Below are 13,369 nucleotides of genomic sequence, written 5' to 3'. Positions count from 1 at the left end.
GCCCGGCCCAGACTGAGCCGTTCGGGCGACCTCCCACGGCCGGTGCGGTGAACCGGCGGGAGCCTGAAGGTGAATTCTCGGCAACGTCAGGCCGATGCCTTGATCGCACCCTTACGGAGCTCGCCCGGACACCATTTACGCTGACAGGCATGGACGTGAACGTGGCCGCCGCCGCTGCCTGCGCCATAGCCGGGCTCGGTGTCGGCCTCACCGCCTCCATCGCCTTCCGCTGGAGCGAGCGCGAGCAGGCCCGCGGCAGGAACGGCAGGACGAGCAGGACGAGCAGGACGATCAGGACCGGCGCACCGCCGGAGCCGGACGAGGAACCGGCGCTGCCCCCGGGCGTGGACACCGTGCTCTCGGTGCTGCGCTCCTGCGCCATCGTGCTCGGCGAGGGCGACGAGGTGGTCAAGGCCTCCTCCGCCGCCTACGCGATGGGCCTGGTCCGCGGCGGCAAGGTGGCCGTCGACCGGATGCTCTCGCTGGCCCGCTCCACCCGGCGGGACGGCGAGATCCGGCAGATCGAGCTGGAGCTGACCCGCCCCGGCGCCTCGGCCCGCACCGCCGAGCCGCTGGCGGTCTCGGTCCGGGTCGCCCCGCTGGGCTCCCGGCTGGTGCTGGTGCTGGTCGAGGACCGCACCGAGCGCCGCCGGATCGAGGCGATCCGCCGCGACTTCGTGGCGAACGTCTCGCACGAGCTGAAGACCCCGGTCGGCGCGCTCTCGCTGCTGTCCGAGGCCGTCGCGGACGCCTCCGACGACCCGGAGGCGGTGCAGCGCTTCGCCGGCCGGATGCAGGTCGAGGCGACCCGGCTGGCCAGCCTGGTGCAGGAGATCATCGACCTGTCCCGGGTCCAGGACGACCAGCTCAAGGTCGACCCGGAGCCGGTCGCGGTGGACGAGCTGATCGCCGAGGCGATCGACCGCTGCCGGCAGACCGCCGCGGCCAAGCAGATCGTCATCGCGGCGGGCGGCACCACCGGCCTGTACCTGGTCGGCAACCGCGGCCAGCTGGCCGCCGCACTCGGCAACCTGGTGGAGAACGCGGTGAACTACAGCCCGCCGCGCACCAGGGTCGCCCTCGCCACCCGCCGGATCTCCAGCGCCGCGGCGCTGGGCGAGGCGGACGGCGAGCTGATCGAGATCTCGGTGACCGACCAGGGCATCGGCATCTCGGAGAAGGACCGCGAGCGGATCTTCGAACGCTTCTACCGGGTGGACCCCGCCCGCTCCCGCCTCACCGGTGGCACCGGCCTCGGCCTGTCCATCGTCAAGCACGTCGCCGCCTCGCACCGCGGCACCGTGTCGGTGTGGAGCGTCGAGGGCCAGGGCTCCACCTTCACTCTGCGGCTCCCCGCCGGGCAGGCCCCGGTCGAGGACCCCGAAACCCACGCAGCAACCACACTTCCTGCCCCGGAGGCCCGATCGTGACCCGTGTACTGGTGGTCGAGGACGAGGAGTCGTTCAGCGACGCCCTGTCGTACATGCTCCGCAAGGAGGGCTTCGAGGTGGCGGTCGCCGCCACCGGACCCGACGCGCTGGAGCAGTTCGAGCGCAACGGAGCCGACCTCGTCCTGCTCGACCTGATGCTGCCCGGGCTGCCCGGCACCGAGGTCTGCCGCCAGCTGCGGGTCCGCTCCAACGTGCCGGTGATCATGGTCACCGCCAAGGACAGCGAGATCGACAAGGTGGTCGGCCTGGAGATAGGAGCCGACGACTACGTCACCAAGCCGTACTCCACCCGCGAGCTGGTCGCCCGGATCCGCGCGGTGCTCCGCCGCCGCGGCGAGGACGGCGGCGGCGACGGCGCGGCCGCCCCGGGCGCGCTGGAGGCCGGCCCGGTCCGGATGGACGTCGACCGGCACGTGGTGACGGTGGACGGCGCCAAGGTCGACCTGCCGCTCAAGGAGTTCGACCTGCTGGAGATGCTGCTGCGCAACGCGGGCCGGGTGCTGACCCGGATGCAGCTGATCGACCGGGTCTGGGGCGCGGACTACGTCGGCGACACCAAGACCCTGGACGTCCACGTCAAGCGCCTGCGGGCGAAGATCGAGCCGGACCCGGGCGCCCCGCGCTACCTGGTCACCGTCCGCGGCCTGGGCTACAAGTTCGAGCCGTAGGCCGACCCGCCGGAGCGCCGCGCCGCGGTGCTCCGGCCCGCAGCGGTCAGCACGAAGGGCCCCGCCGAGGCGGGGCCCTTCGCCGTGCGTCGACCGGCGGCCGCGGGCGGTCGCCCGCCGGACTACTGGGCCGAGGCGGAGCCCGACGGGCTGGCCGAGCCGCTCGCGGTGGCACCGGCCGAGGCCGAGCCGCTGGCGCTGGCGCTGGCGCTGGCACCGGCGGACGGCGAGCCGCTCGCGCCGGGGGAGGCCGACCCGGAGGCGGACGTGCTCGGCGAGGCCGCGGCGGACGGGGACGCCTTCGGGCCGAAGCCCTCGTACAGGCCGTCGGCGGGCTGCACGTTGGCCTCGGCGGAGACCTCGCCGGCGTTCTTGAAGGTGAAGGTGGTCTTCGCGTAGCCGCCGACCGACAGGTCCGAGGTCGGGATCGAGGCGGCGGTGCCGCCCTCGGCGCCGAGCAGCACGGACTGGCCGGGCTTGAGCGTGACGTCCGACACGGCGGCGCCGCTCTCGTCGGTCAGCTTGGCGGCGGCGTCGTCGATCTTGACCGAGGTCAGGACCTCGTCCTCGGTGCCGGTGTTGGCGATGTTGACCGTGAGGTTCGCCGCCCCCGAGTACGAGCCGGCGGTGCCCTTCGGGGTGACCACGACGATGTTGTTGAGCTTGACGTCGGTACCGATCGCCGTCGCCGCGTTGTCCGGCTTGATCTGCAGCGTGCTCGCGTCGTTGCCCGCGGCGCAGGCGGCCAGCGGGACGATCGCGGCGAGGACGATGGCGGCGACAGCGCCGCGTCGAAGGCTCCGGCTCACGGCGGCGACTTCTCCTTGATGGGGGGATGATCCAGCGGAAGACGGATCACGGTCGGTGGTCGAGGGTCAGACTACCGACCACACATATCCGGCTCTCACGGGGTGGCCCCGTGTCGCGGTCGGATCACGATCCGGGGGCGTCCGGCGAGTCGGGGGCAAAAACTCAAGATCCAATCATGGTTTCGGGACGGTGACCAGAGGTTTCGTCGCGCGGTCAGACCGCCTCCGACCTGCGGGAAGCCCGCATCGAACACCGGTCGCAGCATGCGACGGGGGTGGTTGTCAAGCCCTGGAACCCGCCCTGACCTGCGAAAACGCCCTTCGAGTCAGCCGAAAAGCGTGTTATTCTGGAAAGCCACGGAAGGGGTCCTGTCACATGACGTTCAAGGTTGGCGACACGGTGGTCTACCCCCATCACGGGGCTGCGCTGATCGAGGCCATCGAAACTCGCCAGATCAAAGGTGTGGACAAGACCTACCTGGTGCTGAAGGTGCAGCAGGGAGATCTGACGCTTCGCGTTCCCGCGGAGAACGCCGAGTTCGTCGGCGTCCGCGACGTGGTGGGCCAGGAGGGTCTGGACCGCGTCTTCGAGGTGCTCCGGGCGCCGTACACGGAAGAGCCCACCAACTGGTCTCGCCGCTACAAGGCGAACCTCGAGAAGCTCGCGTCCGGTGACGTGATCAAGGTCGCAGAGGTCGTCCGCGACCTGTGGCGCCGCGAGCGCGAGCGCGGCCTGTCCGCCGGTGAGAAGCGGATGCTGGCCAAGGCCCGGCAGATCCTGGTGAGCGAACTGGCGCTCGCCGAGAACACCAACGAGGACAAGGCCGAGACGCTGCTCGACGAGGTCCTCGCCTCCTGAGCCGCACCCGACCGGGCTGTCCGAGGTGTCGGACCGGCCCGTTCGAATCCTGATCTCCCAAGCCCCTGCAACGGCAAGGCCCCTGCAACGGCAAGCCCCTGCAACGGGTTTGAGCCAGGTTTGACGCAGCGCCCGGTGGTGCCCGAACGGCACCTCGGGCGCTTCGCCATGCCCGGAAGGGGTCGGTGGCATGGCGGAACGGCGGGCGCGGTTCCACTAACGTGCAGTCAGGAAGGGGGCCTGCCCGCTCGCGTCATCCGCGCTCGGCACGGGCCATACCCATCACTACCGAGGAGCCAAACCTGAACGCCTCAGCACAGCTCGCGGCAGCGGTCGTCCCGGCCGCCGGGCGCGGCGAGCGACTCGGCCCCGGCGCCCCCAAGGCGCTGCGCGAACTCGGCGGCGTGCCGCTGCTGGTGCACGCCGTCCGGGCGCTGGCCCGCAGCCGGGCGGTCGGCCTGGTGGTGGTGTGCGCCCCGCCGGACGGCGTGGCCGAGGTGGTCTCGCTGCTGGACAGCCACGGCCTGGACGGCAAGGACGTCCGGGTGGTGCCGGGCGGCGCCAGCCGGCAGGAGTCGGTGCGCCTGGGCCTGGCCGCCGTCCCCGCGGGCACCCGGGTGGTGCTGGTGCACGACGCGGCCCGCCCGCTGGTGCCGGTCGAGGTGGTGGACGCGGTGGCCGCCGCCGTCCGGGCCGGGGCCGCGGCGGTGGTGCCCGCGGTGCCGCTGGCCGACACCGTCAAGCGGGTCGAGCCGCAGCCGTCCGGCCCGGAGCCGGTGCTGGACACGCCCGACCGCGCCACCCTGCGCGCGGTGCAGACCCCGCAGGGCTTCGACCTGCCCGGGCTGGTCGCCGCGCACGAGAGGGCGCGCGCCGAGGGCGCCGAGGTGACCGACGACGCCGGGCTGATCGAACGCTTCGGCGGCCGGGTGGTCGTGGTGCCCGGCCACGAGGAGGCGTTCAAGGTCACCCGCCCGCTGGACCTCGTGCTCGCCGAGGCCGTGCTCGCCCGCCGGAGGGCCACCGATGGCTACTGACCGACCGAACGACCGACCGAACGACCGACCGAACGACCGACCGAACGACCGACCGAACGACCGCCCGATCCTCCCCCGGGTCGGCATCGGCACCGACGTGCACGCCTTCGAGGAGGGCCGCCCGCTGCGGGTGGCCGGCCTGGACTGGCCCGGCGAGACCGGCCTGGCCGGCCACTCGGACGCCGACGTGGCCGCGCACGCCGCCTGCGACGCGCTGTTCTCCGCGGCCGGCATCGGCGACCTGGGCGCGCACTTCGGCACCTCCCGCCCCGAGTGGGCGGGCGCGGCCGGGGTGGCGCTGCTCGCCGAGGCCGCCCGGCTGGTCCGGGAGGCGGGCTTCGAGATCGGCAACGTCGCCGTCCAGGTGATCGGCGTCCGCCCGAAGGTCGGCAAGCGGCGGGCCGAGGCCCAGGCCGCGCTGTCGGCGGCGGTCGGCGCCCCGGTCTCGGTCTCCGGCACCACCACCGACGGCCTCGGCCTGACCGGCCGGGCGGAGGGACTCGCCGCGATCGCCACGGCGCTGGTCTACGAACGGCCCGCCGCCTAGCCTGGCCCAGGTCCTGACGAACGCTCAGGAACCGGACACAGGAGGAGACATGGCCGTCGAACTCGCCGACAAGGTGAAGGAACTGCTGGACGCGAAGAGCTACGCCGTGGTCTCCACGGTGCAGCCCGACGGGAGCCCGCAGTCCTCCGTGGTCTGGGTGAAGCGGGACGGGGAGGACATCCTGTTCTCCACCGTCCAGGGCCGCCGCAAGCACCTCAACCTGGTGCGCGACCCGCGGATCAGCCTGCTGGTCAACCCGGCGGACAACCCGTACACCTACTTCGAGGCCCGCGGCGAGGTCACCATGACCACCGAGGGCGGCCGGGAGCTGATCGACGAGCTGTCGCGCAAGTACCGGGGCGAGGACTACGGCTTCGACGGGCCGGACGCGGTGCGGGTGGTGGTCCGGCTCAGCCCGCGCAAGGTGGTCGGCAACAACCTCTGAGCGCGCCGGCCCCCGGGTGCGGCGGCCGTCGGCCGCGCGGGCTCGAGAAGGGCTCGGACGAGGGCACGCCAAAGGGCCGGAAGGTGGCGGGGCACCCCCCGCCGCCCACTACCCTGGTCGCTGTGAGCCTTCGCCTGTACGACACCATGACCCGCCAGGTACGCGACTTCGTCCCGCTGGTGCCGGGCTGTGTCTCGATCTACCTGTGCGGTGCCACGGTCCAGGCACCGCCGCACATCGGGCACATCCGCTCCGGCCTGAACTTCGACGTGATGCAGCGGTGGTTCCGCTACCGCGGCTACGACGTCACCTTCGTCCGCAACGTCACCGACATCGACGACAAGGTGATCGCCAAGGGCCGCGAGCAGTCCACCGAGTGGTGGAAGATCGCGTACGCCAACGAGCGCGCCTTCAACGAGGGTTACACCGCCCTCGGCTGCCTGCCGCCGAGCGCCGAGCCGCGGGCCACCGGGCACGTGCCGGAGATGATCGAGATGATGCGCGGCCTGATCGAGCGCGGCCACGCGTACGCCGCCGACGGGAACGTGTACTTCGCGGTCACCACCTTCCGCGAGGAGTACCTGGCGCTCTCCAACCAGGAGCTGGAGAACCTGCGGCAGCCCTCCGCCGACAACGAGACCGGCAAGCGCGACCCGCGCGACTTCGCGATGTGGAAGGCCGCCAAGCCCGGCGAGCCGAGCTGGGAGACGCCCTGGGGCCGCGGCCGCCCGGGCTGGCACCTGGAGTGCTCGGCGATGGCGCACAAGTACCTCGGCCGGGCCTTCGACATCCACGGCGGCGGGCTCGACCTGATCTTCCCGCACCACGAGAACGAGATCGCCCAGTCCCGGGCGTTCGGCGACGAGTTCGCCAACTTCTGGGTGCACAACGCCTGGGTGACGCTGGCCGGCGAGAAGATGTCCAAGTCGCTGGGCAACTCGGTGCTGGTCTCCGAGATGGTCAAGCGCTGGCGCCCGATCGTGCTGCGCTACTACCTGGCCGGCCCGCACTACCGCTCGATGATCGAGTACAGCGAGGAGTCGCTGCGCGAGGCCGAGACCGGGTTCAACCGGATCGAGGGCTTCATCGAGCGGGCCGTGGAGCGCTGCGGCCCGGTCGACGCGGCGCCCGAGGTGCCGCCGGCCTTCGCCGAGGCGATGGACGACGACCTGGGCGTCCCGCAGGCGCTCGCCGTGGTGCACACCGCCGTCCGGCAGGGCAACAGCGCGCTCGGCGCGGACGACAAGGAGTCGACCGCGGCCCGGCTGGCCGAGGTCCGGGCGATGCTCGGCGTGCTCGGCCTGGACCCGCTGGACGAGCAGTGGGCCGACGGCGGCGGCCAGGGCGAGGAGTTGACCGGCGTGGTCGACGCGCTGGTCAAGCTGGTCCTCGACCAGCGCCAGGCCGCCCGCGCCCGCAAGGACTTCGCCACCGCCGACGCGATCCGCGACCGGCTCGGCGAGGCCGGGCTGGTGATCGAGGACACCCCGTCCGGCTCGCGCTGGACGACCAACCCGTAGGACCAGTAGCCCCCCGGGGCGCGCCGGGGCCGTACCTTTGTAGGGGTGCGGCCCCGACGCACGCAGCAGACGCAGAGACAGGAAGTACAGCCATGGCCGGCAACAGCCAGCGCAGGAACCGACGCAACGCCGGATCGAAGAAGGGCGCGAGTGTCGGTACCGGCGGCCACAGCCGGAAGGCGCTCCAGGGCAAGGGCCCGACCCCGCCCGGCGAGGCCCGCAAGGGCCACCCCAAGCAGCGCGCCGCCAACGCCGCGCTCAAGCGCGAGCGCGACGCCAAGTCCCGCGCGGGCATGCGCCGCTCCGGCGCCGGTTCGCGCAGCGGCCGCGGCGGCGCGGGCGCGGCCGAGCTGGTGGTGGGCCGCAACTCGGTGGTCGAGGCGCTCCAGGGCGGCGTCCCGGCGACCGCGCTGTACGTGCAGCAGTTCATCGACACCGACGACCGCGTCCGGGACGCCTTCCAGGCGGCCAACGAGCGCGGCGTCCCGCTGATGGAGGCCCCGCGCCCGCAGCTGGACCAGATGACCGGCGGCCTCAACCACCAGGGCCTGGTGCTGCAGGTCCCGCCGTACGAGTACGCGCACCCCGAGGACCTGCTGGACGGCGCCGCCGACTCCGGGCAGGACGCGCTGATCGTCGCGCTGGACGGCGTCACCGACTCCCGGAACCTGGGCGCCGTGGTCCGCTCGGCCGCCGCGTTCGGCGCGCACGGCGTGGTGATCCCGGAGCGCCGGGCGGCCGGCATGACCGCGGGCGCCTGGAAGACCTCCTCCGGCGCGGCGGCGCGCCTGCCCGTGGCGCGCGCCACCAACCTGACCCGCGCGCTGGAGGCGTACCAGAAGGCCGGCCTGATGGTGGTCGGCCTGGCCGCCGACGGCGAGGCCGAGATCGGCGACCTGGAGGCGCTGACCGGCCCCGTGGTGATCGTGGCCGGCTCCGAGGGCAAGGGCCTGTCCCGGCTGGTGTCGGAGACCTGCGACCTGCGGGTGCGCATCCCGATGCCCGGCCTGACCGAGTCGCTGAACGCGGGCGTGGCCGCCGGCGTCGTGCTGTACGAGGCCTCCCGGCTGCGCGCCAAGCGCTGACCGCGGGCCGGCGCGTCGTTTTCGTGGGGGAACCGGTCGGGTCCGGTCGGGCCCGATCGGTTTTCTCATGATCACTTCAAATCCTCTCCCGGAATCCACCCGGGAGAGTGTCCTCGGGGCCCGTCACCCGGTTAGAGGGGTGTGGACACCAGAACACCTCTGCGCCTCGGGCAGCGCCCCGCGGGGATAGACGACGGACCGGTCCTCAACACGGTCCGGGTGCCGTCCGACCCGTCGAGGCTCAGCAGCACCCAGGCCAGCTTCCGGGTCAGGCTCTCCGCCCCGGTGGCCCCGATGATCGACGCCCCGGCCGGTGCCGCCTTCGGTGACCCGTACGGCCTGCGCGGCGGCGTCCGCCCCACCGTCACCCCGCAGGTCGTGGTGCCCGCGTCGTCGGTGCCCGCGCTGGCCGGGATCACCGCCGCCTCGGTCACCGGCGCGGCGCCCCGCCGCAAGGCCCGGGTGGTCACCGCCTGGAGCGGCCAGGCCGGGCCCGGCGACACCGCCGCGACCCAGCTGCTGGAAGCCGTCCGGCTGACCACCGTGCCCGCCCCCGCCAAGGGCTTCGCGGACGACGACACCCAGCAGCTGCAGGGCGTCCCGCGGCAGTACGGGCCGGCCGGCACCCCCGGGGAGACCCCGCACGTCGGCGTCCCCGAGCTGCTGGACGAGTCGGTCCGGATCGGCGCGGGCCGCAGCTGGCAGCCCGAGGGCGAACTGCCCGAGGTGCCGTCGCTCAGCGAGGGCTCCAAGCATGCCTGGTACCCCGGCCGCCGGGTCGACCTCGGCCTGGTGCTGCTGCCGCTGCGGGTGCTGCTCGGCTCGCTGTCGGTGTACGCCGGGTTCAGCAAGCTGTGCGACCCGGTGTACTTCGACGGCGGCGAGCGCGGTTCGATGATGCGCTGGCTGTCCTCGCTGCACCCGTGGAAGGTCGCCCAGCCGCTGCTGGACCTCGCGATGGCCCACCCGGTGGGCGCCGGGCTCGCGGTCTCCTTCCTGGAGGTCGTGGTGGGCGTGCTGTCCATCCTGGGCCTGTGGCAGCGGCTGGCGGCCGCCACCGCGATGGCGCTGTCCGCGGCGCTGCTGTTCACCGTGAGCTGGAAGGCGGTGCCGGTCTACGACACCCCCGACCTGATCTTCCTCGCGGCCTGGAGCCCGCTGCTGATCGCCGGTGCGCCGTTCGCCTCGCTGGACGGCCGGATCGCCCTGGAGGCGTTCCGCCGGTACGGGCCCGCCGAGCCCGGCGCGGTCCGGCGGCGGATGCTGCGCCGGCGCGGCGTGGTCACCGCGGTCGTGATCGGCCTGACCATGCTGTCCGGCTCGCTGCTCGGCGCGGCGGTCCGCACCGGCGACACCAAGGCGCCGGCCAAGCCGGCCACCGACTACGGCACCCCGGTCTGGCCGAGCAACAGCCCCTCGCCGACGCCGTCGCCGACCCCCACGCCCTCGCGCACGCCGAGCTCCACCCCGAGCCCGAGCAAGGCCCCGGCCTCGCCGTCGCCCTCGCCCAGCCGCAGCGGCGCCAAGTCCAAGCAGTCGAACGGGAATTCGGCCAGCGGCGGTTCCACCTCGACCCCGCGCTCCGGCGCCGGCGGCGGCACCACCGGGGCGGGCGGCGGCTCCGGCAGCGGCAACGGCGGCTCGGCGGGCGGCACCGGCACCGGCGGCGCCCCCGCGGGCACCCCGCGCACCGCGCAGCCCTCGCACGGCGTGATCGGCGGGCTGCTGGGCAGCGGGCCGCCGCTGCTGGAGCTCGGCATGAGCCCGCAGCGGCCGGCCGGCACCGCCTGACGGGGCACCGCCTGACGGGCCGCGGCGCCCGCCCGGAGGCCGCAGGAACGCCGCAGGGCCCCCTCTTGGACGAGAAGTCCGGGAGGGGGCCCTGCGGCGTTCTCCGGGCCCGCGCGTTTCCGCCGTGGGCGGCCCTGGGGTCCCGGGCGGCCGTGGGTGTCGGCGGGGTGGTCAGGGCCGCTGCGCGGCGAGCTCCTTGGCGGCCTCGGTGAGGTCCTTGGCGGTGTCGATGGCCCGCCAGTAGCAGCCCTGCGGCAGCTGGTACCCGGCCAGCCGCCGGTCGCGGGCGAGCTGCGGGAAGGTGGTGCGCTCGTGGTCGCCGACCTCGGGCAGCAGTTCGCGGAAGCCGGGCGCGAAGACGTACAGGCCCGCGTTGATCAGGAACGGGGACGGCGGGGCCTCGATGAAGTCCAGCACGTTGCCGAAGCGGTCGGTCTCCACCGCGCCCCACGGGATGCGCGGGCGGGCCAGCGCCAGGGTGGCCACGGCGGCCCGCTCGTGGTGGAAGGCGGCCATCTCGCGCAGGCTGAACCTGGTCCAGATGTCGCCGTTGGTGGCGTACCAGGGCTCGTCGGGGCGCGGCAGGGAGGCCGCCGCGTACCGCAGCCCGCCGCCGCGGCCCAGCGGTTCGGCCTCGACCACGGTGCTGGTCCGCAGCGGCAGTTCGGCCCGCTCCAGCCAGTCCCGCAGCACCTCGGCCAGGTGGCCGCAGGAGACCACCACGTCGGTGACGCCCTCGGCGGCCAGCCACTCCAGCTGGTGCCCGATGATCGGCCTGCCGGTGCCGGGGATCTCCACCAGCGGCTTGGGCCGGTCGTCGGTGTAGGGGCGCAGCCGGGAACCCTGCCCGCCCGCCAGGATCACCGCCTGGGTGACGGCGGGGGCGGCGGCGCCCGGGGCGGTGCCGGTGTCTGCTGTCATGCGCGCCACGATAACGGGCCCGCCCCGGACCGGGACGGGCCCGCGCGGCGTGTCGGCCGACCGGGGCGGGCGGGTGCCCGCCGTCCGGCCAACGGCCTTGCCGGGAGCGTCAGTTGACCGCGCCGGCGGCGAACGAGCCGTCGCAGACCGGGCGGGCGAAGGAGCGGGCCCGCTGCACGTCGCCCTGGTACTTGCGCACCGCGGCGCGGCCGAGCTCGCCGGCCAGCTGGCTGCAGTACGGGGTCAGCGAGGGCTTCTCGCGCATGGTGCGCTCCAGCAGGTCGAGCGCCGTGCCGGGGTTGTGGTTCTTCAGCTCCTCCATCAGGTCCACCCGGAGGGCGTCCTGCGGGGCCATGCCCTGGGTGTCGGGGACGGCGGAGCTGCGGCCGATGGTGCCGTCGCCGCTGGAGGCCGCGACCACCTGCTGGTCCAGCCCGGTCGGCGGGGCCCACGGGACGCGGGTGACGGCGAGCGTGCCGGTGGTCACCAGGATCACCGGCAGGGTGAGGGCAACGGTCTGGGCGATGCGGCGCACGAGCTGTTTCACGCACAGGAGAGTAGCGGTGCGTGGCGGGGCGGGCGCGTCGCGTTACACCATCGGGTGACGGGTGTCCCGTTTTGTGCCGCCATCGGGTTGACGGAACGCCCCCGGGGAACGCCGGAACCCCCTGCCGACCGCCGTGGGCAGGGGGTTCCGTGAAGAGCGGTGGGACGGGCGCCGCCGTCAGGTGCGGCGCCCCTCCGGAGCCGGGGCCGGGGTCGGCGTCAGCGGCTCAGGCGCGCGCCGCCGGCCGCCTCGGTGGTGAACACGTGCGGCTCGTTGCCGACCGGCACGACGTGGATGGTCTCGCCGCGCTGCGGGATCTCGCGGCTGTGCACGCGGACCACGATGTCCTTGTCCTCGCCGGACACCTGGGTGGTGCCGTAGACGTAGCCGTCGGCGCCGAGCTCCTCGACCACGTTGACGGTGACCGCGACGCCCTCGAGGCCGCCGGCCGGGACGACCTGGAAGTGCTCGGGGCGGATGCCGACCACGACGCTCTTCGCGTCGCCGGCCTTGGCGAGGTCCTCGCGGGCGATGTTGATGATCGAGCCGCCGAACTTCACGCCGCCGTCGACCAGCGGAACCTCGATGAGGTTCATCGCCGGGGAGCCGATGAAGCCGGCCACGAACAGGTTGCCCGGGCGGTCGTACATGGCGCGCGGGGCGTCGACCTGCTGCAGGATGCCGTCCTTGAGGACCGCGACGCGGTCACCCATGGTCATGGCCTCGGTCTGGTCGTGGGTGACGTAGACCGTGGTGATGCCCAGGCGGCGCTGCAGCGAGGCGATCTGGGTGCGGGTGGACACGCGGAGCTTGGCGTCCAGGTTCGACAGCGGCTCGTCCATCAGGAAGACCTGCGGCTGGCGGACGATCGCGCGGCCCATCGCGACGCGCTGGCGCTGACCGCCGGAGAGCGCCTTCGGCTTGCGGTCCAGGTACTGGGTCAGGTCGAGGATCTTGGCGGCCTCTTCGACCTTGGTGCGGATCTCGGCCTTGTTCACGCCGGCGATCTTCAGGGCGAAGCCCATGTTCTCGGCGACGGTCATGTGCGGGTACAGCGCGTAGTTCTGGAACACCATGGCGATGTCCCGGTCCTTCGGCGGCAGGTGGGTGACGTCGCGGTCGCCGATGCGGATGGCGCCCTCGTTCACGTCCTCCAGGCCGGCCAGCATGCGCAGCGAGGTCGACTTGCCACAGCCGGAGGGGCCGACGAGGACGAGGAACTCGCCGTCCGCGATCTCCAGGTCCAGCTGGTCGACGGAGGGCTTGTCGGCACCCGGGTACACACGGGAAGCCTTGTCGTACGTCACAGAAGCCATGGTGCTTCGCTCCTTCACCGGCAGGAACGTGCCGGACGATCCGAGTAAAGGTGGATGTTTTCCACCGCTCCCGACTGGTCTTGACCACGGCAGTCGAGCACGGCTGCCCGTGACGCTACCTGGCAGTTCATCGTTTTGTCAGCCCTCCACCGCCCCCGAGTTCGCATCGATCCGGTCACACCGCTCCTCCACGACCCTCCTCCGCGCCCCCACAACCACCCGCACCTCCGGGCCCCTGCCCGGTACACTGCCCACTGGTGCCGCCGTGGATCGCGCGGACGGCCACCGCGCCTCCTTAGCTCAGTTGGCCAGAGCACCTGTCTTGTAAACAGGGGGTCGTCGGTTCGAACCCGACAGGGGGCTCCACGGGCGC

Annotated in this window: 13 protein-coding genes and 1 tRNA gene; 10 read left to right on the top strand and 4 right to left on the bottom strand. The window is 73.3% G+C overall.

The features are described 5' to 3' along the window. Positions 1-149: 149 nt before the first annotated feature. Entirely contained in the window at positions 150-1,430 is a 1,281-nt protein-coding gene (locus tag HUT16_RS14865; RefSeq protein ID WP_176188653.1) for a cell wall metabolism sensor histidine kinase WalK, read from the top strand. After that, complete coding sequence (locus tag HUT16_RS14860) at positions 1,427-2,119, top strand: response regulator transcription factor (protein WP_033250991.1); 693 nt, start codon at positions 1,427-1,429, stop codon at positions 2,117-2,119. The genes HUT16_RS14865 and HUT16_RS14860 overlap by 4 nt, the downstream gene beginning before the upstream one ends. A 122-nt stretch (positions 2,120-2,241) precedes the next feature. Here HUT16_RS14860 and HUT16_RS14855 read toward each other — a convergent pair whose 3' ends face one another. Further along, the gene (locus HUT16_RS14855; RefSeq protein WP_176188652.1) at positions 2,242-2,928 is read right to left on the bottom strand and encodes a DUF461 domain-containing protein; all 687 of its coding nucleotides are present in this window, start codon (positions 2,926-2,928) and stop codon (positions 2,242-2,244) included. Between the two features lie 376 nt (positions 2,929-3,304). Here HUT16_RS14855 and HUT16_RS14850 point away from each other — a divergent pair, with 376 nt between their 5' ends. The 7 genes from HUT16_RS14850 (at position 3,305) to HUT16_RS14820 (ending at position 10,212) form a co-directional block, all read left to right on the top strand. Then, positions 3,305-3,787, top strand: a complete 483-nt coding sequence (locus tag HUT16_RS14850) for a CarD family transcriptional regulator (protein ID WP_014136563.1) — start codon at positions 3,305-3,307, stop codon at positions 3,785-3,787. A 281-nt stretch (positions 3,788-4,068) separates the two neighbouring features. Continuing rightward, on the top strand, positions 4,069-4,824 hold the full coding sequence (ispD, locus tag HUT16_RS14845; protein ID WP_176192683.1) for a 2-C-methyl-D-erythritol 4-phosphate cytidylyltransferase: 756 nt from the start codon (positions 4,069-4,071) through the stop codon (positions 4,822-4,824). A gap of 67 nt (positions 4,825-4,891) precedes the next feature. Next, positions 4,892-5,371 carry a 2-C-methyl-D-erythritol 2,4-cyclodiphosphate synthase gene (gene ispF / locus HUT16_RS14840; RefSeq protein WP_176192684.1) on the top strand — a complete coding sequence of 160 codons (480 nt, stop codon included), beginning with the start codon at positions 4,892-4,894 and terminating at the stop codon, positions 5,369-5,371. Between the two features lie 49 nt (positions 5,372-5,420). Then, complete coding sequence (locus tag HUT16_RS14835; RefSeq protein WP_176188651.1) at positions 5,421-5,816, top strand: PPOX class F420-dependent oxidoreductase; 396 nt, start codon at positions 5,421-5,423, stop codon at positions 5,814-5,816. Between the two features lie 122 nt (positions 5,817-5,938). Continuing rightward, positions 5,939-7,336 carry a cysteine--tRNA ligase gene (gene cysS / locus HUT16_RS14830; protein WP_176188650.1) on the top strand — a complete coding sequence of 466 codons (1,398 nt, stop codon included), beginning with the start codon at positions 5,939-5,941 and terminating at the stop codon, positions 7,334-7,336. A gap of 92 nt (positions 7,337-7,428) precedes the next feature. After that, positions 7,429-8,421 carry a 23S rRNA (guanosine(2251)-2'-O)-methyltransferase RlmB gene (rlmB, locus tag HUT16_RS14825; protein WP_176188649.1) on the top strand — a complete coding sequence of 331 codons (993 nt, stop codon included), beginning with the start codon at positions 7,429-7,431 and terminating at the stop codon, positions 8,419-8,421. A 219-nt stretch (positions 8,422-8,640) separates the two neighbouring features. Then, positions 8,641-10,212 carry a DoxX family membrane protein gene (locus HUT16_RS14820; RefSeq protein ID WP_254897811.1) on the top strand — a complete coding sequence of 524 codons (1,572 nt, stop codon included), beginning with the start codon at positions 8,641-8,643 and terminating at the stop codon, positions 10,210-10,212. A gap of 171 nt (positions 10,213-10,383) precedes the next feature. Here the strand turns inward: HUT16_RS14820 and HUT16_RS14815 are convergent, their stop codons facing one another. The 3 genes from HUT16_RS14815 to HUT16_RS14805 form a co-directional block, all read right to left on the bottom strand. Then, complete coding sequence (locus HUT16_RS14815; RefSeq protein ID WP_176188647.1) at positions 10,384-11,133, bottom strand: nucleotidyltransferase family protein; 750 nt, start codon at positions 11,131-11,133, stop codon at positions 10,384-10,386. A 109-nt stretch (positions 11,134-11,242) separates the two neighbouring features. Then, positions 11,243-11,680, bottom strand: a complete 438-nt coding sequence (locus HUT16_RS14810; protein WP_176188646.1) for a hypothetical protein — start codon at positions 11,678-11,680, stop codon at positions 11,243-11,245. Between the two features lie 218 nt (positions 11,681-11,898). Continuing rightward, positions 11,899-12,996: an ABC transporter ATP-binding protein gene (locus HUT16_RS14805; protein ID WP_176188645.1), complete on the bottom strand. Its 1,098-nt coding sequence runs from the start codon at positions 12,994-12,996 to the stop codon at positions 11,899-11,901. A gap of 289 nt (positions 12,997-13,285) precedes the next feature. Here HUT16_RS14805 and HUT16_RS14800 point away from each other — a divergent pair. Next, a tRNA-Thr gene (locus HUT16_RS14800) sits at positions 13,286-13,362 on the top strand. The last annotated feature ends 7 nt before the right edge of the window (positions 13,363-13,369 follow it).

It is taken from the genome of Kitasatospora sp. NA04385 (genome assembly GCF_013364235.1).
Taxonomy (GTDB): Bacteria; Actinomycetota; Actinomycetes; order Streptomycetales; family Streptomycetaceae; genus Kitasatospora.
Note: the sequence above shows the minus strand (reverse complement) of the source record. Positions and strands in the feature narration are given on the sequence as shown.